The sequence below is a fragment of the Ferribacterium limneticum genome (assembly GCF_020510625.1).
Taxonomy (GTDB): domain Bacteria; phylum Pseudomonadota; class Gammaproteobacteria; order Burkholderiales; family Rhodocyclaceae; genus Azonexus; species Azonexus limneticus_A.
This window is the reverse complement of the sequence record NZ_CP075191.1, coordinates 62,958-88,149: the sequence shown is the minus strand read 5'-3', so window position 1 is coordinate 88,149 and position 25,192 is coordinate 62,958. Positions and strand designations below refer to the sequence as shown.

The window sequence follows — 25,192 nt, the reverse complement described above, 5'->3', positions numbered from 1 at the left end:
TTAAACCGCCAATGTTGCATCTGCAAATTTGACCGCCACCTTGCCAGTAAGCAGGTCGTGCATCAGGCCAGCTTTCTGTTGTTTCAGCTTCGAGAGCTCATCTTGCAAAGTAAATAAGCGCGTATCGTTAGCCTTCATTTTGGCTGCAATTTTGCGCTGCTCGACCAAGTCAACCGGACACGCGATCTTCATTTTTTTGAAGTATGGCAACCCGATCGTAAGGATAGTGCTGCCCATCGCAATGTTTTCGAATGTCCGCTTATTGAACTGCAGCCAGTAGTACAGGAAGTGGTTATCGATCTTTTGATCACACTTCCAGCACATGAAGTGCTGGCTAACGGCCATGGGTTCTGTGGTGATCGCGCTTTTGCCGACACCGGCATCACGAGACAAAACAACAATACCAGCTGGATGCAAAACAGCGGAGGAATTCTGGATGCCTTTGTGGCTGATCTGGAATTCAGTATCAGAGATGTAAAGCTGATCAAGGCGATGGGAGTCGGCCAGAGAAACCCATTTAATCCCCCCATTCCAGTACTCAGGGAAATTCTTGTTCGGCGTGTGACCACTGCCACGCAATGCGAGCTTGTCCAGCAATTCGTATTGCCACTCCCTCGGAATCCACCCAAACGCCGTTTCCTGATACAGCTCCGGGGCCTGTTCGCGCGGTGGGCGCAGTTGGCCGTTGGGCAGCACGCCACGGGTGAACAGGTCGTGCATTAGACCGGCCTTGATCTGCTGATATTTGGCGATCAGGGCATCGGTTTTTTCGATGGCGCTATCAATGCCAGTGAGTATGTTGGCAATCTTTTCCTGCTTCTCGGATTTGAAAACGGGGATAGGTACCGTTTTTACATCATCGATCGAGACTGCAGCAAAGGTTGATCCTTGACTGCGGCGGTGAAGATAGGCCGCGTTCAGTTCAACTGCGTGCTTAAGAAAGACCGTGTTCGATACGCCAGACTTGGCCTTGAATGCGCCCAAGCCCCGGCCAATGCAATAGTCTTGGTCGGCGTAGTTCATCGTGCCGACTGGTGCTCGCACGCTAATCAGCACCGAACCAGCTTTGGCGACCCGCAAAGGTGGCGAGCAATAAATATCGGAGTGGGGGTGGCGCGCACCAAACTCAGCACAGCCTTGAAGAAAAGGCAGGCCCCGTTCATCGGTATTACAAAGGTCGGCGCCGGGCGATTGCCCCATCACAACGTCGGCGAAGTGGGCCAAAGGAGCGAAAGCAAGTTCACTCATACCCCAACTCCATCAGGAAGTTCTGCAGCGCCTTGGCTGCCTCATTACGCTCAGCCTCTACCTGTTTGACTGTAATGGCGTACTTACCCCACAGGCTTTCAAGCGCCGCGATGCAGGCGCGTTGATCCGCACGCAGGTACTGCCGATAGCTCTCAAAAAGCAGTTTGCCTAGGCGTTCGACGATGACCTGCCGTGCTTCGTCCTTACTGATCTTCAGGCGTGCCTGCTCCACCAGCTCATCCTTCTTCGCCTCGGTGGACTTGATGGCGGCTTTCAGGGACTTGGCTTCGTCTTCCAGTGCCTTGTGCGTGGTCAGCTTGACTTCGATACGTTCGGCAGTGGCCTCGCCCTGCTGGCCTGCAGTCATGGCGGCTTCGATCACTGAAGTGAAAGTGGAGGTGTGCTCTACCGAAGCGGCGAGATCCAGCACGCGCTGGCCGTTGCCGAATTCTGCTTCGCCTTGGGCATAGCCTTCGGTGCAATAAAAGCCCTTTTTTGCACCCTTCGGTAACAGTCCAGCCACCTTGATTTCAGTGAAGAGGTCACCAGCTGCACCCTTCAACATCTTGAGCTGATCCTTCCACTCCGCATTGGCTTCCTTGAGTTCGTCCTTGAGGGTTTTCACCTCATTGGCAGGCAGCACGCCGGTGTCGTCGCTGTCCTCGAAATCCTCTTCACCGGCGGCGGCGAACAGGGCTTGCAGCTCGGCCAAGCGAGCGTGCTGTTGCTCCAGTTCTACCAGTACCTCGGGGAACTGGCTTTGCAGGATGTCTTCATCCGGAATCAACTCCGGCCCCCAACCACAGGCCGCGATGGATTTGAAGTCGGACACGAGCCCTTTGTAGTAGTTGGCAAATGCGCCACGTACCTGATAACGGTTGAGCAGATGCTGGCCGGCAAACGTGCGCTCGATGCTGTCCAGCAGCGTGGCACGCACGGCATAGACGTTGCGGCCTGTGGCGTGCTGGTTGTCCGCATCCGGGGCCAGAGCCTCTGTGACAGGCAAGTGCTGCTGCCACCAATCGGCCAGATAGGTCATGAATTGGTCGTGACATTGGATGACAACGGCATGTCCATTGATGTGCTGGGCAATGTCGCGCTTGTCGGCCAAGTTGGCAGCAAAGTCTGCATACCAGATGCCGTGGCCTGCCGTGGCACGGGGCACGAAGATGCTTTCGCGCAGACTCACGTAGTTTTGCCAGAAGTGGCCCAGTGAATCGATCTCGCTGACCGGTACGCCGCCGTGCAGATGGGCGCGTACATCATGCGGTTCCGGCGGCGGTGCATTGTCCACATAGCGGCGAATGTTGCAGTTGTAGTCTTCTGCCTTGATGTCGGCCACCGGCACACGCTTGGCGTAGCCGTCGATGTTCTGTCCAGCGCGGTAAGCGTGCACGATCTTGTCGTTGTCTTCCGGACGAAGATGGTTCTGTGCCTTGCCTTCACGGTATTCGCGGTCAGCATTGATGAACAGCACGTGGTCGCGCTGGGCTGCGCCATCCTTGTTCAGCACCAGGATGCAGGCCGGGATGCCCGTACCGTAGAACAGATTGCTAGGCAGGCCGATGACGGCTTCGAGGTAACCCCGGTCGATGAAGTACTGGCGCGCCTCACGCTCTTCACCGCCCCGGAACAGCACGCCGTGGGGGCATGACGGTAGCCATGCGGCCATTGCTCTTGAGCACGGCCAGCATGTGCTGCACGAACATCAGGTCGGCCTTTTTACCCTTTTCCGGCATCCAGACGTGGAAGCGACCAGGGTACGCGATGGGCTCCTTCTTCTTGGCACCGCTGCCGTCGTCCTTGGATTTGGTTTTTGCGTAGTTCTGGCTAAAGGGAGGATTGGCGAGCACACGGTCAAAGCGGCGAAGCTCGTTACTTTCGTCCTTGTGCTGCGGATCGGCCAGAGTGTCGGCGTTGCGGATGTCGGCATGCGAGATTCCATGCAGCAGCATGTTCATCTTGCAGATAGACCAGGTGGTGCCCATCTTTTCTTGCCCGTTGAGGGACAACTCTGCCGCGTCAGCCCCGCATTCGCGCAGGTAGTCACGTGCCTGGATCAACATGCCACCCGACCCAACCGTTGGGTCGTACACGCTCATGCCTTCTTTGGGGTCGCAAATTTCGACACAGATGCGCACCACCTCGGCTGGGGTATAGAACTCACCGGCCTTCTTGCCCGCCGAATCCGCGAAGTGCTTGATCAGCCATTCGTAGGCGGCACCGAGCAGGTCGGGGAATTCGAAATCATCGTCCCGCAGCGGGATCTTCTCGAAGTTCTGGATGAAATCGACCAGGGTGTCGTCATCCAGGGTGTTCTGGCCAATCTTGCGGTTGAAGTTGATCGTGCCCTTGAGCACGTCTTGCAGGGCGTCAGCGTTTTCTTCTTCTAGGGCTTCCAGCGCCTTGTTGAGCGTTGAACCGACGTTTTCCTTCACGTGTTTTAGCGCTGGCTGCGCATTGCCCGCATCGTCCACCCACGGGTCGCTCCAGCGGGCGCGCGGAGGTACGTAGAAGTATTTGCCCGAGTACTGATCTGGATCTTCAAGGTTGATGGCAATGTCGGCATCCGACAGACCTGCAGCCTTGCCTTCCTTCTTGATCTCTTCCCGACGCTGATCGAACAAATCGCTAGCACGCTTCAAGAACAGCATGCCGAAAATGTATTCCTTGTACTCACTAGCATCCATATTTCCGCGCAGGTCGTCACATGCTGTGAGCAGCAAGCTTTCCAGGCGGGCGAGTGTGAGTTTGGCAGACGGCATTGTTCAGTCAGTTCCTTTGTTCTTGTTATCTCAGCGGCTCAATCCAGTACTACAAGGAATTCAGTCGCCAAGGCGATTGGACGGTTTTGCGTGGCATTCTTCGTCATCGTCACCAGAACGCCCCCCTACATCATTCTCAGTAAGGGGAAGCAGATCTGCCCCTGCCTTCCTGACAGTACAGTGAGTTCTGTCATGGTCTTCAGGCTTCATGCTGGATGACTTAGGAAACACCAAAATGCGGACGATTGTATCAGCCCGATACAACCACAATGAGGCTCACTGCACCCACATTCATCATCGAGCGGATTGGATAACTGAACGTCAATTCAGGGAACCCCATACCAAACTCGATACTTGTCACAAGTAAGGCGATCCAGAAAATATAGGTACCGTAACAACATCCAGCCTACGAAGACCATTTTGGGCAGCCGCTGATCGGGAAATTTTCGGTAACAAGCAGTTCGTCTGCCGTTCTCCCTATGGTTCGCCGAGTACCGGATATTGGTTCGGTTCAGTATCGAAAACTGGTCCTTTTCTGATCAACCGAATACATCAAGGGCAAACGGCCACTTACTCGCCATCTGTGAGCCGGATACAACGTGATTGAGGAACCAACTAACACGATGCTTTGACAGCGCTCCGCAGCAGATCTAAGATGAAGCCGCGCCGATTTGAGTTTCAGCTTGCGGGCGCGTTAAAAATGCAGCTAAAGCGGTAGATGCCCGTTCCCGCTGCCAAGCTGAACGGGCTTTTGTTTTTAAGTGCAGTTGTTAACGCGGTGCGATCCACCGCCCTTCGGGAAAACGGATCGGGGAGATTTAGTCCAACTTGCCGCCCCGTCACCTCGACACTGCGGCTAAACAGGAGAATGAATCATGTCTGAAGCCATGAACTCCCAAGAAAAGCCGACCGACAGCACATGGTCCGTCTTGGTGATCGATATGTTTCACTACATGGACCCCGAGGAGGGTGAACGACTCGTCACGGGTTTCCTCACGCCCGAAGATGCCATCGAATACGCCCGGCGTCGGACCCGCAGTTCCGTCGAAGAATCCCGCCCCGGTGCTTCAGATGCTGCCGCGCTCCGGAGTGCTTGGTTCATGTTCGGCGAAGACTGTATCGCCTTGGGTAACGGGTACAAGGGCTTTTCCGAACTGGATGAGTTCATTGCACATCCCGCAACCCCGGAACAGATTGACTGGGCATCCCTCGAGCCTGATTCCAAATTGCGCGCTTTACTGCTTGAGGTCGACCGCATCGAAAAGGAGGCATCATGAGCCAACTATCCATGTACGCCCCCATCGAGCAGGCCATCCTTGCCGAGTACTTCGGGCGCTGCATCCCCAACCTTGACGACGAGCTTGACTGGTGGGAAGTCGATCCGCAACACCCCCAATGCATCAAGCTCGAACCTGACGCGTGGGATGGCAGTGATCAAGACAAGGCGATTGCCAACGCTGTGGCGCGAATCGCTCTGGCCCGGGTACAAAAGTCACTGCCCCAGTTCGCCATCTGCGGCCCGAACAGCATCGAGTTCGGCCGCGACATAACAAATGCACCCAGCCGGCAAGTCGAGGTGATGTCGCGCCATCTCTTCACCATCGACTGGGCCATGACCGCTCCCGGTATCAGTTGGCCGGAAGCCTATTACCTGACTTGGCTGCCGGGTGTTGATCGGTGGCTAGTAACTTCTTCCCGTGATACCCCCGAGGTTGGCGGCTACTGTGACCTTGCTCTCGGCTATTTCGGTAGCGACAAGGAGCCCCTTGAGGGCGCCGGGCTTGTCATTGGTGGCTACTGGTGCGATCAGTACATCGACTATGACCAGCAGCGTTGGGAGCTTTTCTTCGAGGCAGGCTTGGTCAGCATCGAGATGGCCAGCGAATGGGCTGACGAAGTCTGGAATAGCGCTGAGCAATTGCGCGCTATCTCTTGATCAAACCAATTACTTCAGATCGAGCAAGAGGCATATGGTATTTCTATATAGCACTACACGAGGTGTGGGGGTAAGTTGCTAGAAATCCGCCGCATAGCTACACGTAATGCAGTAACCCCTGTTCGCTCTACCACAGGTGGTGTAGCTATACAGCCAGCATTACTCCACGAGGTGTAGTAAGCATTGCGTTTTTCCCGATGCTTGGGGCAGGGTCTTGGAGTCTGTATGCCCCTCTCGGAAACGACTGTGGTGACATATCCAGCTTCCCACCGCAATCATCCAAGGCACACCACGTTACCGCGTAGAGGCTCGCCTTATTTGGCCTTGCACCTTTGCGAGTCTCGACGATCAAGCCCAGCCGAAGGAGATCTTGCTTTGCGCGATGCAACGTTTGCTCAGAACGCCAGCCACGATACTTCATCAATTTCCATGCTGCGCAAAAATCACCATTGTTCATCCCGTTATATTGGGCAAACAGATCGAAGAGAAGCATCCGCGCAAACGAATCTGCCTCCACGTAAGCTTTCGATTGCAGTACTGACATGGGTAAGGCAAGGAATGCCCCACCATCTCGTTTTATGCTTGCGTTCTTCCGGCGCTTATTTGCCATCAGGTGCTCACCGACAAGCGCTTAAGAAATACATAAAGGGCCCATTGCTCGGACAAATCTATGGCGCCAATATCGGGTACGAAACCGAGGCTTTCAAAGCGATAGGCGAGCTCCAGCAGTTCTTCCATCCAATTTCTGTCAGACATTGCTCGCCCCCTATGCCTTAGCAATGAGATCGAGAATATCTTCGACTTTCCAGACAGTCGTTCTGGGACCGAGCTTCACCGGCTTGGGATAGCGGCCAGTCTTACAGCCTCCCCACCATGCCGATTTGCTGACGGGGATAACGGCGGGAATGCCGCGCTTTGCATCGCCAATAATTTGCGGCAGGCGAAGGAAGCCGCTTTCGGGGAGTTGGTGCATTTTCGTCGGTCCTAATCCGATAGAAGACCGAGAAATCGTCTCTCGTCCAACACCACATGTCAGGGTGAATAAATCGTGACTATTTCTCCCCAACTAGCGCCGCTCTCTGCTCCTTTGAGAGATGGAGCAATCCAGTAAACTCTTCGGCCCAAGCTTGACGTGTCTTTTTTTTCGTCCTTGTCAGGTCGTGCATAAGCTCACTCGATAGATTCCCGACTTCAGCGCCTCTAGCTTTCGCTTCCTCGAACGTAGCCCCTTGGCTCCTTGCTACGTAAAACTCTACTAGCGCCTTTACATGTCTCTCATCTGGCCTATCGGCAGCAGGGCGACATCGAGACCGCTGAACACAAAAAGCTCTCTGACCGCCATCTCGTCGTTCTATTGCCGATAGATTTACATACCGGCGCACACATCTCGCAAGGTGCCTTATCAACTCTGGATGTGGATCGTGATAGTCATCGGCCAACGAAGCAAATAATGCAAGTAAACGCTCTCCTGCACCGCTATCGCCACCTTCTGCAGCCTCTGATAAACCGCGCAGTTCCGCTGAATAGTTCTTGCTCATAGCACCACCCACCCTCCTTTATCAAATACCGATCCAAGCGGCGAAGAGGCATTCTTTTCGTCTGTCCTGACTATGGCCGGGAAACTCAGTAAATTTGTTAAGCTGCGCTCCCGTGTAGAGGTATGACCTCTGCTCCCGCCTTCAGCTTGCCCAAGTAATCCGCCCATAGCTGCATCATGACTTTGCGCTCCTTCAGAAACTTAGTGCGGTTGTACGCAGCACCAAGTACATCGGGAACAGCGTGCGCCAGTTGATGTTCGATTACTTCCGGCTTCTGATGCAGTTCCTCATGCAGGATTGTCCGGGCCATCGCCCTGAAGCCATGCCCCGTTATTTCCGTCTTGGTGTCGTAACCCATGCGACGTAGAGCGGCATTGATGGCAGCCTCGCTCATGGGTTTCTGCGGATCACGCCCAGGAAAAACGTAGCGCCCATGTCCGGTCAGAGCATGCAAGTCTTTAAGAATTTCTAGTGCCTGGGTAGCCAGCGGTACGAGGTGCTCCGTATTCGTCTTGGTCACGAGATAACGCCAGTCGGCTCGATCAAAATCGATACTGGCCCATTCCGCCTTTCTGAGCTCCCCCGGCCGAACGAACAGAAGCGGAGCTAGACGAAGAGCACTCAGAACGACAAAAGTGCCCTTGAAGCCATCTATAGCTCGCAACAACTCCCCGGCCTCCTTAGGCGTGACGAGTGCAGCGAAGTGTGTTTCCTTGGCCGGCGGAATGGCTCCCTGAAGGTCAGGACAAGGATCACGCTCGGCACGTCCCGTGGCAATTGCATAGCGAAATGCCCGACTTATTTCACTACGGACGCGGTGAGCCGAGTAGCGAGCTCCTCGTTCGTCTATTCGGCGAAGTACCTTCAGAACGTCAGGCGCTGTAATCTCGACAATAGGCTTTGCCCCCAACCAAGGGAAAACATCGTTTTCCATGCGTGCCAGCGCCCTTGTGTGCTGGGGAAGGCCTACATTCGCCTTGCGCGCATCCAGCCATTCACGACAGATCACCTCGAAAGAGTTAGCTGATCGTTCGGCCTTGGCTGCCTTTGTTGTCTTTCGGTGTTCGCCCGGGTCAATCTCCTGAGCCAGTAGCTTACGCGCTTCATCACGTTTAGCCCTTGCGTCCTTCAAGCCAACATCGGGGTAGGTGCCCAAAGAGAGTAGTTTTTCCTTGCCTGCGAACTTGTATCGCAATCGCCACCACTTACCCCCGGCTGGGGTAACTATCAGGAATAGGCCGCGCTCATCAAACATCTTGACGGGCTTCTCGCCCGGCTTGGCATTACGAATAGCAGTATCGTTCAGTGGCATGTCCGCGCCTTTCATCGGTCGCATACATTCGGGAGAGTTACCCCACCTCAACCAGCAGTTACCCCTGAATGTTACCCCTCAAAAAAGCAGGATGGCAATGGCTCTCACTGGACCAACATGGACGAAAAAAAGGCCAGAACCCTAGTATTTAAGCGGGCCTCTGGCCAGTCTTGGACTGCGAAAAACAATTTTTTGGAGCGGGCGATGGGAATCGAACCCACGGCTCTAGCTTGGGAAGCTAGGGTATTACCATTATACGACGCCCGCTCTGGGCGAAAGGCTGCATTCTAAGCGCAGAAGGCGCCTGGTTCAATCTTCCTGATCGGCGGTCAGGGCGGCGTAGCGTCCGGCGTGAAAAAGCAGCGGAGCGAGGTCGACGCGCTCACCGAAGCGCTCGACACGACCGATGAACAGGGTGTGGTCACCTGCGGCGTGGGCAGTTTCGTTAGCTACTTCGAAGGTGGCGCAGCAGCCGGGGAAGACCGGGGCGCCGCCGGCGCCGTGCTGCCAGGGCAGGCTGACGAAACGGTCGGCCGGCCAGGTGGCGAAGCGGTTGGAGATGTCCTGCTGCTCGACGGACAGGATATTGATGGCGTGATGGCTGGCGCGACGGAAGGCTTCGAGGTTGTGCGACTTGTTGTCGAGACACCAGAGAACCAGCGCCGGCTCCAGCGAGACGGCCGAGAAGGAATTGACGGTCAGACCGATCGGATGACCATCCGGGTCGGTAGCCGTGACGACGGCAACGCCGGTGGCGAAGCGTCCGAGGGCATTGCGCAGGGCGCGGCTGTCGTGTTGCGGTTGGGTCATCGAGTTTGATTTGCGTCAAAAGGCCGTATTATCCGTGCTCCCGTAGCTTGCGTCGAGGCAGAATTTGGCCGCCCCCAATCCCTTCACCGAACAACTGATTGCCTGGCAGAAGGTCGCCGGCCGTCACGACCTGCCTTGGCAGAATACGCGCGACCCTTACCGGATCTGGCTTTCCGAGATCATGCTGCAGCAGACGCAGGTCAGCACGGTGATGCCCTATTACCTGCGCTTTCTGGGCAGTTTTCCCGATGTGCAGGCGCTGGCTGCGGCGCCGATCGAAACAGTGATCGAGCATTGGGCCGGCCTCGGCTATTACGCCCGGGCGCGCAATCTGCACCGCTGCGCCCAGCAGGTGGTCGCTGCCCATGGCGGCAGTTTTCCAGATTCGCCGGAACAATTGGCCGAGTTGCCCGGTATCGGGCGGTCGACCGCTGCGGCCATTGCCGCCTTCTCGTTCGGGCGGCGGGCGGCGATTCTGGATGGCAACGTCAAGCGGGTGCTGTGCCGGCAATTCGGTATCGACGGTTTCCCTGGTGCCACGGCGGTGGACCGCCAATTGTGGACGCTGGCGGGCAGCCTGCTGCCAGATGGGGATATCGAGGTCTATACACAAGGCCTGATGGACCTGGGCGCCACCTTATGCACCCGCAGCAAGCCGCGCTGCCTCGAGTGCCCGGTGGCTAGCGGCTGCGTGGCGCGGCGCGATGGCCGGCAGGCTGAACTGCCGACGGCGAAACCGCGTGCCAAGGTGCCGGAACGAACGGCGACTTTCGTGCTGCTCAGCGACGGGCAACGCCTGCTGCTCGAACGCCGCCCGCCGAGCGGATTGTGGGGTGGTCTGCTGGTGCCGCCGGAAGGTAAGCCGGATCAAGTCGCCGCCCGCCTTGGCCTGCAACTGGGCGAACAGTCGCCACTGCCAGCATTGAAGCACGCCTTTACCCATTTCAAGCTGACCCTGGAGCCGGTGCTATGCCGGATTGAGCCGCTGGCTCACTTGGGTGAAGCCGGACTCGAATGGATCGATCTCGATAAGGCTGCCGACGCCGGCGTACCCACGCCGATCCGGAAACTGATCAGGCAGGTTGCCAGCGCAAGGGGCTGATGCCCCAGGTCTCGTAGTTTTCGGCGCGAACGATCTGGCCGTAGTGGTTGCCGATCTTGCGGGCCAGATCGACCTCGACGGGCACCGTGACGTATTGCTTGCGGCCGGCGTGGTAAATCACGCGAACCAGCGGTGTCAGCATGTTTTCGGGATGCAACTGCTCGACCACGGCGAGATGGCCGCTTTCGAGCAGGACCAGGGTGCCGACCGGATAGATGCCGACTGTCTTGACGAAAGCCGCGACCAAGGCCGGGTCGTATTGCGTGCCGCCTTCGTCGTAGAGCTGGCGCAGCGCATGCGACGGCGACATCGCCGCCCGGTAGGGGCGCTCCGAGGTCATCGCATCATAGGTGTCAACAATGGCTGCCATGCGACCGGCCACCGAGATTTCGTCGCCAGCCATCCGGTAGGGATAACCGCAACCGTTGTAGCGCTCATGGTGTTCGAGAACCACAGCGACCGACATTTCCGAAAGCCGGGATGTTGCCTCGAGGACTGCCAAGCCTTCTTCAACGTGGCTCTGGACGATGGAGTATTCGGCCTTGGACAGCATGCCGGGCTTGCTCACCAGCCGGGCATCCAGGGCCGAGTTGCCGATGTCCTTGACCATGGTGCCGAGCGCCAGCTTCTCGATTTCCGGCTCGGACATGCCCTGATGCCGGCCGAAGGCGATGATCAGCGCTGCCGTCGCCACGGCGTGCTCGGTCGCATAGGCTTCCTGGCGTTTCAGGCGGGCCAGCGGAACCAGTGCATCGGGATTGCGGATTACCGATTCCATCATCTTGCCGACGACCGGTTCGAGCTGCGCGGCATCGACACTAAGGCCGGCCTTGGCGGCCAGCATCAAGCCAGTTACCGTGCCACTCGCCTCGGTCAAGAGTCGGAAGGCCCGTCGCCGCTCCTCGCCCAGCGAAACAGTGTGCGGCATGGCGGCCTTGATCTCGGCCAGCGACTTGAATCTTTGCTCGACTGCGTTGATGCGGGCTATCGGCGAAGGCGGCAGATCGATCCCTTTCTGGGTATCGATGCTGATTTCGGTGATGCCCTGCTCCTTGAGCTTCCAGATATGCGCCTCGTCGCGCACCTTGAAGCGTTTTATCCAGATCGAGTGATCGAGCCAGCGCTTGTGCAGATCCACGACATACATGCCGGGCAGCAACTGGTCGATGGAGAGTTTGCGGATCATGGCGCCAGCACGCTTATTTCTTTACCCCGTCCTCGGCGGCCCGGCGCTCTGCTTCGAGCTTTTTGGCAGCCACCTTGGCATCGTGGGCTTCCTGCTTCTGGCGGTACTTCTCGGCCTGTTCGGCCTTGCGCTTTTCGCCTTCGGCAGCCTTCCTGGCCTTGTCGGCGCGCTCCGCTTCAATCTTTTGCTCGGCTGCCTGCCGGCTCGCCGCCATATCCGCCTGGCGCGCCTGCATCTCTGCCTCGTGACGAGGCGCCTCATCAGCGCGCTGCCTGTCCCGCTCGGCTAGCTGCTCCTTCTTGACCTCGCGCTCAAGTGCCCTGCCCTCGGCCTCCAGGCGCCGGGCTTCGTGGGTGGTTTTCAGATACTCCCGGTCGGCATCGATACGACACGAATTGACCAGAAATTTCTTCCCGCACTCAAGGTGCAGCTGCTCCTTCCGCTTGAGGCCTTCTTCCTTGAGCGACTTGCTTTCGCTCTGCAAGGCGGCCGCCTTGTCCAGACGCTCCCGCCAGGAGGCCTGCTGATCGGTCTCCGCCCCGGATTCCGCTGCGCATGCGGCAAGCGGCATCGCCAGCAGGGCGATCAGGCCGGCAACCACTGATAGGGATCGATTTTCCATTTGTCGTAATTCTCGAAACTGGCGACTTTGTCCTGAACCTTGGAGAGATCGACGATCTCTGGCGGGATGTAGTGCTGCTGCGCGGCATGGTAAAAAATGCGAACCATCGGCTGGAGCAGGTTCCCTTCGTTCTGCTCGACGACCACGCCCATGCGGTTGCTTTCCAGCCTGACCAAAGTACCGGTCGGATAGATGCCGATGGCGCGGATGAAGGTCTGCACCAGTTGCGGGTCGAAATGGTGTTTGCTCCACTCGAGCAGCTTCTTCAATGCCTGCGTCGGCGGCATGCCGCGGTTGTAGACCTTGTCCGAGGTGATCGCATCGTAGACATCGACAATTGCCGCCATCTGCCCGTAAAGCGAGATCGAACTGCCCGGCAGACGATTCGGGTAGCCAGATCCATCGAAACGTTCGTGGTGCTCGGCCACCACCTGCCGGGTCGCCTCGCTGATCCCGGGAACATCCTCCAGCAGCCGCAGGCTCTCGGCAACATGCGACTTCATTTTGGCGAACTCGTCGTCAGTCAGCTTGGCCGGCTTGTTGAGGATGGCGTCCGGCACATGGGCTTTGCCGATGTCGTGCAACAGGCCGCCAAGGGCGATTTCCTTGATGGTCTCCTTCGGCAGCTTCAGGGTGCGGCCGAAGGCGATCAACAGGGTGCTGACGCTGACTGAATGTTCGAAGGTGTAATCGTCGAGATTCTTCAGGCGGGCCATCGGCAACAGGGCATCCTGATGGCGGAAGACCGACTCGACCATGCTATCGACCAGCGGCTCGAGGCGCTCGACCTGCACTTTCTGGCCGAAACGCACGTCGTCGAGCACCAGCCGGGCCATCTTGTTGGCCTCGCCATGCAGGCGCCGGGCGCGCGCGGCTTCGTCCTTCAGCTCGGTGGCAACAGGCTTTTCGGCACGCTTCTGGGCGATTTCCTGCAAGCGGCGCTCAAGATCGGCATTGACTTCGGACTGCGTCGGCGCCGCCCAGACATCGGCCCCCTTGACCGTGTCGATATACAACTCGCGGATGCCAAGATTGGCAATCTTGTCGACCGTCGCCTCATCCTTGACGAAGAAGGCATTGGAGACGAAAGGATGATCCAGCCAGCCACAATTGAGGTCGTGGATGTACATGCCCGGCTTGAGCTGTTCGGTGCGAATCTGCTTGATCATTGAGGAATTCTAGCAGGCGTTGACAAACCGTAGCCAAATTCCCGGAAATGTGCGCTAAATGTTTGTAACAATTGTAGATTTGGCCATTTTCACCGGTTGATCCAAGGCAGACCGGAACAGGCTTCCGGCAGCGTTGCCTTTCGCCTGCGGACAGGGGGGTCGTTATAATCCACCCCCTCATGATCGCCCTCCGCCAAGTCACCTTCGCCCGCGCCGGCCGCCCTCTGGTCATCGACGCCTCTGTCCAACTGCACCCCGGCTGGAAAGTCGGCGTCGTCGGCGCCAACGGCTGCGGCAAATCCAGCCTCTTCGCGCTGCTCGCCAACGAGTTGCACGCCGAATCGGGCAACGTTGAAATCCCGGCCAGCTGGCACATCGCTCGCGTTGCCCAGGAAACGCCGGCCCTGCCCGACAGTGCCCTTGATTTCGTGCTCGATGGCGACGTCGAACTGCGCCGCATCGAGCGTGAGCTGGTCGAGGCTGAGACGAAGGGCGATGGCGTCGCCATCGGCCACCTGCACGCCCGCTACGGTGAAATCGGCGGCTATTCGGCCAAGGCTCGCGTCGCCGAAGTGCTGCACGGCCTCGGCTTCACCGACGCCGATTTCGCGCGCTCGGTTTCGGAATTCTCCGGCGGCTGGCGCGTCCGCCTCAACCTCGCCCGCGCCCTGTCCTGCCGAGCCGATCTGCTGCTGCTCGACGAGCCGACCAACCACCTCGACCTCGACGCCGTCTTCTGGCTCGAAAACTGGCTCAAGAACACGCCGGCGACGCTGCTTCTCATCTCCCACGACCGCGACTTCCTCGACGCCGTCGTCGGCCAGATCATCGCCATCGACCTCCAGCGCCTGACGCTGACCAGCGGCGGCTACAGCGACTACGAACGCGCCCGCGCTGCCCGCCTCGCCACCCAGCAGTCATCCTACGAAGCCCAGCAACGCGAAATCGCCCACCTGTCGAGCTTCATCGAACGCTTCAAAGCCAAGGCCACCAAGGCCCGCCAGGCACAGAGCCGGATCAAGACGCTCGAACGCATGGAAATGGTCGCCGCCGCCCACGTCGATTCGCCCTTCCACTTCGCCTTCCGCCAGCCGACCGCCCTGCCCGACCCGCTGCTGACCATCGAAAAAGCCTCGGCCGGCTACGCCGATCACAAGATCATCGATCACGTCACCATGACGCTCCGCCCCGGCTGCCGCATCGGCCTGCTCGGCCGCAATGGCGCCGGCAAATCGACGCTGATCAAGCTGCTGGCCAATTCGATTCCCCAGCAGGGCGGCGAGCGCAAGGAAGCCAAGGCCCTCAACATCGGCTACTTCGCCCAGCACCAGCTCGAACAACTGCGCCCGGACGAATCGCCGCTGCAACATCTGGTGCGCCTCGACCCGACGGCCACCGAGCAGGAACTGCGCGACTACATCGGTGGTTTTGATTTCCGTGGCGACATGGCCACGCGAGCCATCGAACCCTTCTCCGGCGGCGAGAAATCACGCCTGGCCTTGGCCTTGATGATCCGCCCGAAGCCCAACCTGCTGCTGCTCGACGAGCCGACCAACCACCTCGACCTCGAAATGCGCGAAGCCCTGACTTTCGCCCTGCAGGATTTCGAAGGCGGCGTCGTCTTCGTCTCGCACGACCGCCACTTGCTGCGCACCTGCGCCGATGAACTGCTACTGGTGGCGGACGGCAAGGTCAGCGAATTCGAGGGCGATCTCGACGACTACGCCTCATGGCTCGCCGCCCAGCGCAGCGCCGAAAAGGCGCAGGAACCGGACGTATTGGCCGAGAAGACGGAGCGCCTGGCTCAACGAGCCGATGCCAAGGCCAACCGGCAGGCCTTGCTCGCCCAACGGCGGCCTTTGGTCAAGGAAATCGAGCAGCTAGAGCGCAAGCTGGCCAAGTGGAACGAGGAAAAGGCGGCGCTCGATACGCAGTTCGCCGACCCGGATTTCTATGCCACGGTCGACCGGGCAAAAAGCGAGGAAATGCACAAGCAGGCCGGCCTACTCGGCGAACAGATCGACGAAGCCGAAATGCGCTGGCTGGAAGTGCATGAGGCGCTTGAGGCCTTGCCTTCAGCCGATTGAATGGGACAGGAATAACCCCAGCCTACCGGGATGAAGGAATAACCCCGCTCATGCCTGCCCTGGCCGCAATTGCCGATCAAACCAACGCATCGCGCCCTGGAAAAAGCGTTTAGGATTTTCAGGAAGCATCGCCGCTTGGCGACGCTTCCGTCTGGCCGCCAGGCCTATCGACGCCCGATCAGGATGCCGAGCACCAAACCGACACTGGCCGCAATCCCGACCGATTGCCACGGATTCTTCCGGACACAGGCATCGGTGGCCGCCGCAGCTGCCTTGCTCTTTTCCAGAGCAGCAGCCTCGGCATTCGCAACCCGCACCTTGGCAGCGCCCAGACGCTCGCTGATGCGCTGACGCACGTCGAGCATCTTGTCGCCAGCAACGCCCGCCGTCTCATGAAAGATAGCTTCGGCATCGGAAACAACCGCTTTCATGTCGGCAACAATTTTCTGGTTGTTGTTCAGATCAGTCACATTGGACATATTTCACCTCGACAAATTACATGTAGCCAAATCCGCGCGCCTGGCGAACAGGCAATCCAGCGTCAGCATGGCGCAACGCGCCAAGCAACGCCCCAAACCCACCAATTGATGTTTTCGGTCTATCGGATCGCCGGTTTGGGTTGCGGTTTCTTACCCTTTGATTCCTTCTTCTTGTCTTTGCTGCCCATGAGCTTTTCTCCTGAATGGGTTGCCTGGAAACTACTCAATTCACGCATTCATCCTAGTCCGGATATTCGATCTTGGCCAATGTTGGCGGACCTATTTTTTCTTGCTGGCTCAAAAGAAATCAATGTCATCGCTTAATGGCGGAAAACAACGTCCTATCCCACGGTCAGCCGGAAAAACCGCCCAAAAACAAAGCCTGCATCGGGTAAAATCGCGGTTTTCCTGAACTCTCCGCTGGAGCCAACCGTGCAAATCGTCTGTCTTGACCTTGAAGGGGTGCTTGTCCCCGAAATCTGGATCGAATTCTCCAAGCGCACGGGTATTCCCGAGCTGATGCGCACGACGCGCGACGAGCCGGACTACGACAAGCTGATGACCTACCGGCTCGACATCCTGCGCCAGCACAAGCTCGGCCTGCCGGACATCCAGAAGGTGATCGGCGAAATGGGCCCGATGCCCGGCGCCCGCGCCTTTCTCGACAAGCTGCGCGAGGATTACCAGGTTGTCATCCTGTCCGACACTTTCTACGAATTCGCTCACCCGCTGATGCGCCAACTGGGTTGGCCGACACTGTTCTGCCACTCGCTGGAAGACGACGCCGAAGGCATGCTGGTCAATTACCACCTGCGCATGCCGGACCAGAAGCGCGAAGCGGTCAAGCGCTTCAAGGAACTGAATTTCAAGATCGTGGCTGCCGGTGACTCTTACAACGACACGGCGATGCTCGGCGAAGCCCATGGTGGCATCCTGTTCCACCCGCCGGAAAACGTCATCCGCGAATTCCCGCAGTACCCGGTCGTGCTGAATTACGACGACCTGCGTACTGAAATCGACAAGGCGTTTCTGGCTGCTAGTCGCTAGTTATTAGCTGTTAGCAGAACCGGCTCTAACGACTAGTGACTAACTACTGACGACTAATAATGTATCGCGACCGCTTCTACACGCTCTCCGCCTCCTGCCCCGATCAGGTGGGCATCATCGCCCGCGTTTCCGGCTTCATCGCCGGCAACGGTGGCTGGATTCTCGAATCGAGTTTCCATTCGGACGTGCTGACCGGTCGCTATTTCATGCGCATCGAAATCAAGGCTGATTCGCTGCCTTTCCTGCTCGCCGAGTTCCGCGAACGCTTCCGCAAGGAAGTCGCGGAGCCGCTGGCGATGACCTGGCAAATCAACGACAGCGCGGTCAAGAAGCGCGTTGTCGTGCTGGTTTCCAAGCAGGAACACTGTCTGTACGACCTGCTGGCGCGCTGGCAGGCCAAGGAACTCGACATCGAGATCCCCTGCGTCATTTCCAACCACGATACTTTCCGTGGCTTTGTGGAATGGCACGGCATCCCCTTCCACCATGTGCCAGTGACGGCCGACAACAAGGCGGCCGCCTACGCCGAGATTCAGCGCATCTTTGAAGACGTGCGCGGCGACTCGATGGTTCTTGCCCGCTACATGCAGGTCTTGTCGCCCGAATTGTGTGATGCGCTGGCCGGCAAGATCATCAACATCCACCACAGTTTCCTGCCCAGCTTCGCCGGCGCCAAGCCTTATCACCAGGCCTACACGCGCGGCGTCAAGCTGATCGGGGCGACCTGCCACTACGTGACGAGCGAACTCGACGCCGGCCCGATCATCGAGCAGGACGTGATCCGCATTGATCACTCCGACTCGCCGGAAGACATGGTCCGTTACGGCAAGGACATCGAGAAGACCGTTCTCGCTCGCGGCCTGCGCTATCACCTGGAAGACCGGGTGCTGGTGCATGGCAACAAGACCGTCGTCTTCCGCTAATGCTGATTCGGCGCCACGATTCGCTGTTGCTGGTCGTCGATATCCAGGAAAAGCTGGCACCGGCGATTCACGACAGCGAGCGCGTTACCGCCAACTCGGCTCGCCTGCTCGAAGGCGCCCACCTGCTGGACATTCCAGCCTTCGTTTCCGAGCAATACGTCAAGGGTCTAGGCCCCAGCGTCCAGGCAATCCGCGATGCGGCAGTGAACGCCAAATTCTTCGATAAAACGCACTTTTCCTGCGCGGCCGAACCCGGCGTCGTCGATCTGTTGCGTGCCGCCAAGCGGCCACAGGTCATCCTGACGGGTACCGAAACCCACGTCTGCGTGCTGCAAACAGCTTTCGGCCTGCAGGCCGCCGGTTTTGAGGTCTATCTGGTTGCTGACGCAGCTGCGTCGCGTACCCCGGAAAACCGCAGCGCGGCCATTGAGCGGATGCGGGCAGGCGGCATCCGCATCGCCACCACCGAAATGGTCCTTTTCGAGTGGCTGCATCAGGCCGGAACGAGCGAGTTCCGCACCTTGCTCCCGCTTATCAAGTAAGCGCTTCCGCCCTCGGGCAGGCGCCCCCAAAAAACAGCCGAAATCAAATGCATCTCCCCAAAAAAACGGGCACCCGAAGGTGCCCGAAGGGAGAGAGACTAAGGACTTTTGCTTAGTGGTGGTAGGCGGTTTCGCCGTGCGAGGTGAGGTCGAGGCCTTCACGCTCTTCTTCTTCCGGCACACGCAGACCGATCACGATATCCACCAGCTTGTAGGCGACGATGGAGACGACACCGGACCAGACGATCACGGTACCGACACCCCAAGCCTGAGCGATAACCTGAGCGGTCATGTCGTAGGCACCGACAGCGTTGGCCACGTAGTCATAGACACCCGTGCCGCCCAGTGCCGGGTCAGCGAAGACACCGGTGAGCAGGGCACCGAGAATGCCGCCGACGCCATGGACACCGAAGACGTCGAGGGAGTCATCAGCACCAAGCATCTTCTTCAGGCCATTGACACCCCACAGGCAGACCACGCCAGCCAGCAGGCCGATCACGATGGCACCCATGACGCCGACGAAGCCGGCCGCCGGGGTGATCGCCACCAGGCCGGCAACCGCACCGGAAGCAGCACCCAGCATGGAAGGCTTACCCTTCAGGATCCATTCAGCGAACATCCAGGACAGTGCGGCGCAAGCCGTCGCAATCCAGGTGTTGACCATGGCCAACGCGGCACCGCCGGAGGCTTCGAGCGCGGAACCGGCGTTGAAGCCGAACCAGCCGAACCACAGCAGGGAAGCACCGATCATCGTGAAGGTCAGAGAGTGCGGCGCCATGGCGACGTTGCCCAGACCGGTACGCTTGCCGACCATGTAGGCACCGACCAGACCGGCGATGGCGGCGTTGATGTGCACCACGGTACCGCCTGCGAAATCGAGAGCACCCTTCTGGAACAGGAAGCCAGCCGTCTTGCCGGCAGCTTCGCCAGCGGCAGCGTCGATGTAGGCATCCGGACCCGCCCAGTACCAGACCATGTGCGCCATCGGGATGTAGGACAGCGTGAACCAGATAACCATGAAGACCAGGATGGCGGCGAACTTGGCACGCTCAGCGAAGGCACCGACGATCAGGCCGCAGGTGATGGCCGCAAAAGCGCCCTGGAAGATCACGTAGGCCAGTTCGGAAATATTGACGCCCTTGCTGAAGGTGGCAACCACGGATTCAACTGTGACGCCCTTCAGGAACATCTTGTCGAGCACGCCGAAGAACTGGTTGCCCTCGGTGAAGGCCGCTGAATAGCCATAAACCACCCAGAGAACCGAGATCAGCGAGAAGGTCACGAAAACCTGCATCAGCACCGACAACATGTTCTTGGTGCGGACCAGACCGCCGTAGAACAGCGCCAGGCCGGGGATGGACATCAGGATGACCAGCGCGGCGCTGATCATGACCCAGGCGTTGTCACCCTTGTTCGGCGGAACCGGAGCAGCAGCAGGTGCCGGAGCGGCGGCTTCGGCAGCGGCAGGTGCGGCAGCAGGCGCCGCCACAACCGGCGCAGCAGCCGGCATCGTGGCGACGGCAGCCTCAGGTGCCGCAGCCTTTTCTTCAGCCCAGGCCGGAGCGCCGAAACCTACGGCACCGACCAAGGCCAGCAATGCGAATAAGCGTTTCATGGGTCGCTCCTTAGAGGGCATCGGTACCGGTTTCACCGGTCCGGATACGAATGACTTGCTCGACGTCGAAAACGAAGATCTTGCCGTCGCCGATCTTGCCGGTGGATGCCGACTTTTCGATGGCTTCGATGACCTGATCGAGCTGCTCGTCCTTGACGGCCGCTTCGATCTTCACCTTGGGCAGGAAATCGACGACATATTCGGCGCCGCGATACAACTCGGTATGCCCTTTCTGCCGGCCGAAACCCTTCACTTCAGTGACCGTGATGCCTTGCACGCCAATGGCGGACAGCGCCTCACGCACTTCGTCAAGCTTGAACGGCTTGATGATGGCGGTAACGAATTTCATGATCAGTAGTTCCCCAATTAGGTTGAAATCTGTTTTCCCCCGCTGGCGCCGGCCGGTGCACTGGCGGGGGAAGTTTTAGGTTTGTTTAGAAAGTCTTGGTGAAGGAAACCAGTGCGGTACCCTTGGCAACGTTCTTAGGACTGTTTGCATTCCAGCAGTAAGCAGGCACGGCATCGCCACAGGTGTTGGCATTGGTATCGGTGTAAGCCAGACCAACCACGCCAAAGCCAACATCCTTCGTCACACCCAGCTTCCAGTCGGTGTAGGAGGCGTCGCTGAAGTTCTTGATCTTCTGGTGACCGACGTGGGCTTGAACGCCCCAGCCATTGCCCAAGTCGTAGTTTGCCGACAGATCGATATAGTTAGAACCACGGGTGTTTTCACCATTGGGACCAGACCAGCCAACCATGTACTGGGAAATCGTATGGCTGTACTTAAGGGTGATGAACTTCCAGCCGATTGCGGCATAAGCTTCCATCGTGTCCGGCGTCACACCGCCCTTGGAGGTACCCGGGTAGTAGTACTTGATCACGCCGAGGTCGTAGCTGAAATCGCCAGCAAAACCGCCCTTGAAGCCACCGTAGAAGTCAGCTTCCAAACTGCTGTTTTCCTTGTAGCCGCCAACCTGAACCCAAGAAACATTGGAACCCCAAACACCGACATACAAGCCACTGGCGTGGTTGTAGTCAAAACCGCCCTGCAGAGCCGGGTGACCTTGGGTTTGGCTGATGCCGCGGAAGATGTAGTCGCTAACGACGCCGATGTTGCCGGTCAGCGCGGGAGCCGGAGCGGCAGCTTCTTCAGCAATAACGGGGGTAGCAAAGGCGCCGACGAGGGCTAGGGCGATCAGTGATTTCTTCATGGTTTCTCTCCAACAGAAGGTTTCAAGTGAAAAATATTTACAACACAGCAATAGCAGAAGGCGTGCCAGGGCTATTTCTTGATGTTAATCAAAGGATTTACGCCTATTCCAAAGGTAATGCACCAATTCGGCGCACCAAAACCGTGCGGTCACAGACGGTTACGCACCATCGCCGAGCGATGATACAAAAGGGCGGGAAATCGCCCTGTGTTAAACTAAAAAGTCACGGAGGAACCCCATGCTAGACCCCAAGACACTGGAAGAATTCGGCGCCAAGATGAGCGCCCTGTTTGCCAACTCACCGGCCAAGGACATCGAAAAAAATGCCAAGGCCATGATGGGCGGCCTTTTCGCCAAGCTCGATCTGGTGACGCGCGAAGAATTCGACGTTCAGGCGCAAGTACTCGCTCGCACCCGCGAAAAGCTGCAGGCCCTGGAAGCCCGCGTCGACGCACTGGAAAAGGCCCGCTCGGGCCAGTAACCCAATATGGCGCTGGCCATCGCACACAGCCGTGGGCTGGATGGCCTGAACGCGCCACCGGTCATTGTCGAGGCGCACCTCGCCAGCGGCTTGCCCAGTTTCACACTGGTTGGCTTGCCTGACACGGAAGTCAAGGAAGCGCGTGACCGCGTCCGCGCGGCCATCATCAATTCCGGCTTTGAATTTCCCAGCAAGCGGATCACCGTCAATCTGGCGCCGGCCGATCTGCCCAAGGAGTCCGGCCGCTTCGATCTGCCGATCGCGCTCGGCATTCTCGCCGCCAGCGGCCAGATTCCGACGCCACCGCTGGCCGACTACGAATTTGCCGGGGAACTCTCGCTTTCGGGCGAACTGCGCCCGATTCGCGGTGCGCTGGCCATGGCACTGCAAACCAGCGACAACGGCAAGGCCTTCATCCTGCCCGAAGCCAGCGCCCAGGAAGCCGCGCTGACCGGCTCGACTCACATTCTGTCAGCCCGTTCGCTGCTTGATGTCTGTGCCCATCTGGCTGATCGCGAGGCACTGCCGCCAGCGATTGCCTCGGTCAATACTGAAAACTGGCCGAAATTTCCCGACCTCGCCGAGGTTCGCGGCCAGACCCAGGCCAAGCGGGCGCTGGAAATCGCCGCGGCCGGCAACCACTCCTTACTAATGGTCGGCCCGCCCGGTTCGGGCAAATCGATGCTCGCCGCCCGCTTGCCCGGCCTGATGCCCGCCCTCGAAGGCGAGGCGGCCAAGGCCTCGGCGGCTGTCCTGTCGCTGGTCGGGCAATTTCGACCAGAAACCTTCGGCGTTCGCCCTTACCGTCAACCGCACCACACCGCTTCGGCAGTGGCCCTCGTTGGCGGCGGTAATCCGCCTCGACCCGGCGAAATCAGTTTGGCCCATCAGGGCATCCTTTTCCTCGATGAACTGCCCGAATTCGATCGCAAGGTACTCGAAACGCTGCGCGAGCCGCTCGAATCTGGCCGTATCCATATTGCCCGGGCAGCTCGCCATGCCGAGTTTCCGGCCGAATTCCAATTGATTGCCGCAATGAATCCCTGCCCTTGCGGATTTTTGGGACACGGCAATAACAAATGCCGGTGCACACCGGACCAGATCGCCCGCTATCGCGGCAAACTGTCCGGGCCCTTCCTCGATCGCATCGACCTGATCATCGAAGTCCCGGCGCTACCGTCCGACGCCCTCGCCGGCAAGGCCGATGGTGAATCGTCTGAGACCGTCCGCGCCCGTGTCGAACAGGCCCAGGCCCGGCAACAGGCTCGCCAGCACAAGCCGAATGCCCGCCTGAGCACCAAGGAAGTCGATGCCAGCTGCCAGCCCGACGAAACCGGCAGCAAGCTGTTGCAGCAGGCGACAACGCAGCTCGATCTGTCGGCCCGCGCCTGGCATCGCATCCTGAAAGTCGCCCGGACCATTGCCGATCTGGCCGGCAGCGACGACATCCGCGCGCCCCACATCGCCGAAGCCATCCAGTACCGGCGCTTCGCCCGTGGCTGAAAGCAGCCGGCGCGATACGCGCGGCATCGCCCTGCTGCTTGCATCGATGTCGGCAATCGGCCCGTTTTCGATCGACACCTACCTGCCGTCCTTCCATGAAATCGGCGAAAAGCTGAACGCCAGCCCGCTTCAGGTCCAGCAGACACTCTCCGTTTACCTATTTTCATTTGCCCTGATGACGCTCTGGCATGGGGCGATTGCCGACCGTTTCGGGCGGCGCAAGGTCGTCCTGGTGGCGCTCGGTTTGTTCGCCATCGCCTCGGCGGGATGCATGATCGCGACCAGCATCGAGCAACTGTGGTTCTGGCGCGCCATGCAGGGCATCACGGCGGGGGCCGGCATCGTGCTCAGCCGGGCCATCGTTCGCGACCTGTTCGACGGCGCGGCGGCCCAGCGCCTGATGTCACAGATCACCATGATGTTCGCCCTGGCCCCGGCCGTCGCACCGGTCATCGGCGGCTGGCTGCAAACGCTATTCGGCTGGCGTTCGGTATTTGCTTTTCTGGTGCTATCGACCGTAGCACTGTGGTTCGCCTGCTGGAAGCTGCTGCCGGAAACCCTGACCCCGGAAAAACGCCAGTCGTTGCGCCCGGGCTACCTCGGAAAAACCTACTGGAAAGTACTGACCTCGCCGCCCTTCCTGCTCGCCTGCGCCGCGCTGTCGATGAACTTTGGCGGCTTTTTCCTGTACATCCTGTCGGCCCCGGTCTTCCTGATGCAGCATCTCGGCGTCGCCGAAACCGGCTTCCTCTGGCTGTTCGGGCCGGCGATGAGCGGCCTGGTCTGTGGCTCATGGCTGTCGGGGCGAATGGCCGGCAAATTCTCGCTGTCGCGAACCATCGCGCTGGGCTATGCCATCATGGGTACGGCGGCAGCCATCAACCTGGGCGTGAATATGACCTTGCCGCCCGGCCTGCCTTGGAATGTGATGCCAATCTTTGTTTACACCATGGGCATGTCGCTGGCCATGCCCTGTCTGACCATTTTCGCGCTCGATCCATTCCCGGCCCAGCGCGGCCTGGCCGCCTCCTGCCAGACCTTCTTCCAGTCGAGCTTCAATGGGCTGGTTGCAGCACTGATCGCCCCGGCCCTGTGGGGTTCGACGCTGACGCTCTCACTCGGCATGGCCGGATTGATGTTGATCGGCGGCCTCGCCGCCCTGCTTCACCAGCGGCTACGACTGGTACCAAGGTAGGCCGCGGAAGCGCCAGCCACCCAGTGTGCCACGATGATAATCATCATCAAGCGGCCCTTCGAAGCCTTCAAGCACGTTGATCACATTGGTAAAACCCGCTGCCTCAAGCGCTTCTGCGGCATGCAGCGAGCGATGACCACTGCGACAAATAAGCAGCACCGGCCGCGCCAGGTCGGCGCTCACCAGACGCCTCACCTTGTCGGCGAATTCCGGATCGATTTCCCAGTCCGGCCCCTCCTGCCACGCGACATGCTCGGCGCCGGCCGGGTGACCGACGTACATATGCTCGATTTCCGTCCGGCAATCGACCAACACGGCTTGCGGCTCATGCTGCAGGAAAGCGTGTGCGGCAAGGGGATCGAGGTGCTGCATCGGCATATCCGAAAATTAGAGGAGTCCGATATTATGAAAGCAAGCTTGG

General features: G+C 58.9%; 25 protein-coding genes, 1 tRNA gene and 1 riboswitch. Of the genes, 10 read left to right on the top strand and 16 right to left on the bottom strand.

The window, feature by feature from the left end; all coding sequences use genetic code 11:
* From KI617_RS00385 to KI617_RS20310, 3 genes are read right to left on the bottom strand one after another with little or no spacing between them, the layout of a single operon-like run.
* Positions 1 to 1,248 carry a restriction endonuclease subunit S gene (locus tag KI617_RS00385; RefSeq protein WP_226449607.1) on the bottom strand — a complete coding sequence of 416 codons (1,248 nt, stop codon included), beginning with the start codon at positions 1,246 to 1,248 and terminating at the stop codon, positions 1 to 3.
* Entirely contained in the window at positions 1,241 to 2,920 is a 1,680-nt protein-coding gene (locus tag KI617_RS20315) for an SAM-dependent methyltransferase (protein ID WP_264180039.1), read from the bottom strand. The genes KI617_RS00385 and KI617_RS20315 overlap by 8 nt, the downstream gene beginning before the upstream one ends.
* Positions 2,868 to 4,013, bottom strand: coding sequence for a type I restriction-modification system subunit M (locus KI617_RS20310; protein ID WP_264180038.1), 1,146 nt, complete (start codon positions 4,011 to 4,013; stop codon positions 2,868 to 2,870). The genes KI617_RS20315 and KI617_RS20310 overlap by 53 nt, the downstream gene beginning before the upstream one ends.
* 653 nt (positions 4,014 to 4,666) lie before the next feature.
* Positions 4,667 to 4,744: riboswitch (SAM riboswitch) on the top strand.
* Between the two features lie 144 nt (positions 4,745 to 4,888).
* Here KI617_RS20310 and KI617_RS00375 point away from each other — a divergent pair.
* Together KI617_RS00375 and KI617_RS00370 are read left to right on the top strand one after the other, a co-directional pair.
* The gene (locus KI617_RS00375; RefSeq protein ID WP_226449605.1) at positions 4,889 to 5,290 is read left to right on the top strand and encodes a hypothetical protein; all 402 of its coding nucleotides are present in this window, start codon (positions 4,889 to 4,891) and stop codon (positions 5,288 to 5,290) included.
* Positions 5,287 to 5,949 carry a hypothetical protein gene (locus KI617_RS00370; RefSeq protein ID WP_226449603.1) on the top strand — a complete coding sequence of 221 codons (663 nt, stop codon included), beginning with the start codon at positions 5,287 to 5,289 and terminating at the stop codon, positions 5,947 to 5,949. The genes KI617_RS00375 and KI617_RS00370 overlap by 4 nt, the downstream gene beginning before the upstream one ends.
* Before the next feature lie 609 nt (positions 5,950 to 6,558).
* Here the strand turns inward: KI617_RS00370 and KI617_RS00365 are convergent.
* The 5 genes from KI617_RS00365 to KI617_RS00345 all read right to left on the bottom strand — a co-directional run bounded on the left by KI617_RS00365 (position 6,559) and on the right by KI617_RS00345 (position 9,609).
* Positions 6,559 to 6,705 carry a hypothetical protein gene (locus tag KI617_RS00365; RefSeq protein ID WP_226449601.1) on the bottom strand — a complete coding sequence of 49 codons (147 nt, stop codon included), beginning with the start codon at positions 6,703 to 6,705 and terminating at the stop codon, positions 6,559 to 6,561.
* 10 nt (positions 6,706 to 6,715) lie between these two features.
* Complete coding sequence (locus KI617_RS00360; protein WP_226449600.1) at positions 6,716 to 6,922, bottom strand: helix-turn-helix transcriptional regulator; 207 nt, start codon at positions 6,920 to 6,922, stop codon at positions 6,716 to 6,718.
* A 662-nt stretch (positions 6,923 to 7,584) separates the two neighbouring features.
* Positions 7,585 to 8,799 (bottom strand): tyrosine-type recombinase/integrase, encoded by a 1,215-nt coding sequence (locus KI617_RS00355; protein WP_226449598.1) that lies wholly within the window; start codon positions 8,797 to 8,799, stop codon positions 7,585 to 7,587.
* A gap of 193 nt (positions 8,800 to 8,992) precedes the next feature.
* Positions 8,993 to 9,066: transfer RNA gene (locus KI617_RS00350), tRNA-Gly, on the bottom strand.
* 42 nt (positions 9,067 to 9,108) lie between these two features.
* Positions 9,109 to 9,609: a flavin reductase family protein gene (locus tag KI617_RS00345; protein WP_226449596.1), complete on the bottom strand. Its 501-nt coding sequence runs from the start codon at positions 9,607 to 9,609 to the stop codon at positions 9,109 to 9,111.
* Between the two features lie 64 nt (positions 9,610 to 9,673).
* Here KI617_RS00345 and mutY point away from each other — a divergent pair, with 64 nt between their 5' ends.
* Complete coding sequence (gene mutY / locus KI617_RS00340; RefSeq protein ID WP_226449594.1) at positions 9,674 to 10,711, top strand: A/G-specific adenine glycosylase; 1,038 nt, start codon at positions 9,674 to 9,676, stop codon at positions 10,709 to 10,711.
* Here the strand turns inward: mutY and KI617_RS00335 are convergent.
* From KI617_RS00335 to KI617_RS00325, 3 genes are read right to left on the bottom strand one after another with little or no spacing between them, the layout of a single operon-like run.
* Entirely contained in the window at positions 10,683 to 11,897 is a 1,215-nt protein-coding gene (locus KI617_RS00335) for an HD-GYP domain-containing protein (protein ID WP_226449592.1), read from the bottom strand. The two genes, mutY and KI617_RS00335, sit on opposite strands and share 29 nt — an antisense overlap.
* A gap of 13 nt (positions 11,898 to 11,910) precedes the next feature.
* Positions 11,911 to 12,519, bottom strand: a complete 609-nt coding sequence (locus KI617_RS00330) for a hypothetical protein (protein ID WP_226449590.1) — start codon at positions 12,517 to 12,519, stop codon at positions 11,911 to 11,913.
* Entirely contained in the window at positions 12,483 to 13,688 is a 1,206-nt protein-coding gene (locus KI617_RS00325) for an HD-GYP domain-containing protein (protein ID WP_226449588.1), read from the bottom strand. The genes KI617_RS00330 and KI617_RS00325 overlap by 37 nt, the downstream gene beginning before the upstream one ends.
* 179 nt (positions 13,689 to 13,867) lie before the next feature.
* On the opposite strand from KI617_RS00325, the gene KI617_RS00320 reads away from it, so the two are divergent.
* Positions 13,868 to 15,775: an ATP-binding cassette domain-containing protein gene (locus tag KI617_RS00320; protein ID WP_226449586.1), complete on the top strand. Its 1,908-nt coding sequence runs from the start codon at positions 13,868 to 13,870 to the stop codon at positions 15,773 to 15,775.
* A 164-nt stretch (positions 15,776 to 15,939) separates the two neighbouring features.
* On the opposite strand, the gene KI617_RS00315 is transcribed toward KI617_RS00320, so the two are convergent.
* Positions 15,940 to 16,254, bottom strand: coding sequence for a DUF883 family protein (locus KI617_RS00315; protein WP_226449584.1), 315 nt, complete (start codon positions 16,252 to 16,254; stop codon positions 15,940 to 15,942).
* A 432-nt stretch (positions 16,255 to 16,686) separates the two neighbouring features.
* On the opposite strand from KI617_RS00315, the gene thrH reads away from it, so the two are divergent.
* The 3 genes from thrH to KI617_RS00300 are packed head-to-tail and all read left to right on the top strand — an operon-like array spanning position 16,687 to position 18,766.
* On the top strand, positions 16,687 to 17,301 hold the full coding sequence (thrH, locus tag KI617_RS00310; protein WP_226449583.1) for a bifunctional phosphoserine phosphatase/homoserine phosphotransferase ThrH: 615 nt from the start codon (positions 16,687 to 16,689) through the stop codon (positions 17,299 to 17,301).
* Between the two features lie 59 nt (positions 17,302 to 17,360).
* Positions 17,361 to 18,224, top strand: coding sequence for a formyltetrahydrofolate deformylase (purU, locus tag KI617_RS00305; protein ID WP_226449581.1), 864 nt, complete (start codon positions 17,361 to 17,363; stop codon positions 18,222 to 18,224).
* Complete coding sequence (locus KI617_RS00300; RefSeq protein WP_226449579.1) at positions 18,224 to 18,766, top strand: hydrolase; 543 nt, start codon at positions 18,224 to 18,226, stop codon at positions 18,764 to 18,766. The genes purU and KI617_RS00300 overlap by 1 nt, the downstream gene beginning before the upstream one ends.
* Positions 18,767 to 18,878: 112 nt before the next feature.
* Here the strand turns inward: KI617_RS00300 and KI617_RS00295 are convergent, their stop codons facing one another.
* The 3 genes from KI617_RS00295 to KI617_RS00285 form a co-directional block, all read right to left on the bottom strand.
* Positions 18,879 to 20,381, bottom strand: coding sequence for an ammonium transporter (locus tag KI617_RS00295; protein ID WP_226449577.1), 1,503 nt, complete (start codon positions 20,379 to 20,381; stop codon positions 18,879 to 18,881).
* 10 nt (positions 20,382 to 20,391) lie between these two features.
* The gene (glnK, locus tag KI617_RS00290; protein WP_027456934.1) at positions 20,392 to 20,730 is read right to left on the bottom strand and encodes a P-II family nitrogen regulator; all 339 of its coding nucleotides are present in this window, start codon (positions 20,728 to 20,730) and stop codon (positions 20,392 to 20,394) included.
* Positions 20,731 to 20,815: 85 nt separating this feature from the next.
* Positions 20,816 to 21,592 carry a TorF family putative porin gene (locus KI617_RS00285; RefSeq protein ID WP_226449575.1) on the bottom strand — a complete coding sequence of 259 codons (777 nt, stop codon included), beginning with the start codon at positions 21,590 to 21,592 and terminating at the stop codon, positions 20,816 to 20,818.
* Positions 21,593 to 21,830: 238 nt separating this feature from the next.
* On the opposite strand from KI617_RS00285, the gene KI617_RS00280 reads away from it, so the two are divergent.
* Genes KI617_RS00280 through KI617_RS00270 form a run of 3 tightly spaced genes read left to right on the top strand, consistent with a single transcriptional unit; the run spans position 21,831 to position 24,771 of the window.
* The gene (locus tag KI617_RS00280; protein ID WP_226449573.1) at positions 21,831 to 22,073 is read left to right on the top strand and encodes an accessory factor UbiK family protein; all 243 of its coding nucleotides are present in this window, start codon (positions 21,831 to 21,833) and stop codon (positions 22,071 to 22,073) included.
* Positions 22,074 to 22,079: 6 nt separating this feature from the next.
* Positions 22,080 to 23,576 (top strand): YifB family Mg chelatase-like AAA ATPase, encoded by a 1,497-nt coding sequence (locus KI617_RS00275; RefSeq protein ID WP_226449571.1) that lies wholly within the window; start codon positions 22,080 to 22,082, stop codon positions 23,574 to 23,576.
* Entirely contained in the window at positions 23,569 to 24,771 is a 1,203-nt protein-coding gene (locus KI617_RS00270; RefSeq protein WP_226449569.1) for a multidrug effflux MFS transporter, read from the top strand. The genes KI617_RS00275 and KI617_RS00270 overlap by 8 nt, the downstream gene beginning before the upstream one ends.
* On the opposite strand, the gene KI617_RS00265 is transcribed toward KI617_RS00270, so the two are convergent.
* A complete protein-coding gene (locus KI617_RS00265) occupies positions 24,751 to 25,143 on the bottom strand; it encodes a rhodanese-like domain-containing protein (protein ID WP_226449567.1) in 393 nt (130 codons plus the stop codon). The two genes, KI617_RS00270 and KI617_RS00265, sit on opposite strands and share 21 nt — an antisense overlap.
* Between the last annotated feature and the right edge of the window lie 49 nt (positions 25,144 to 25,192).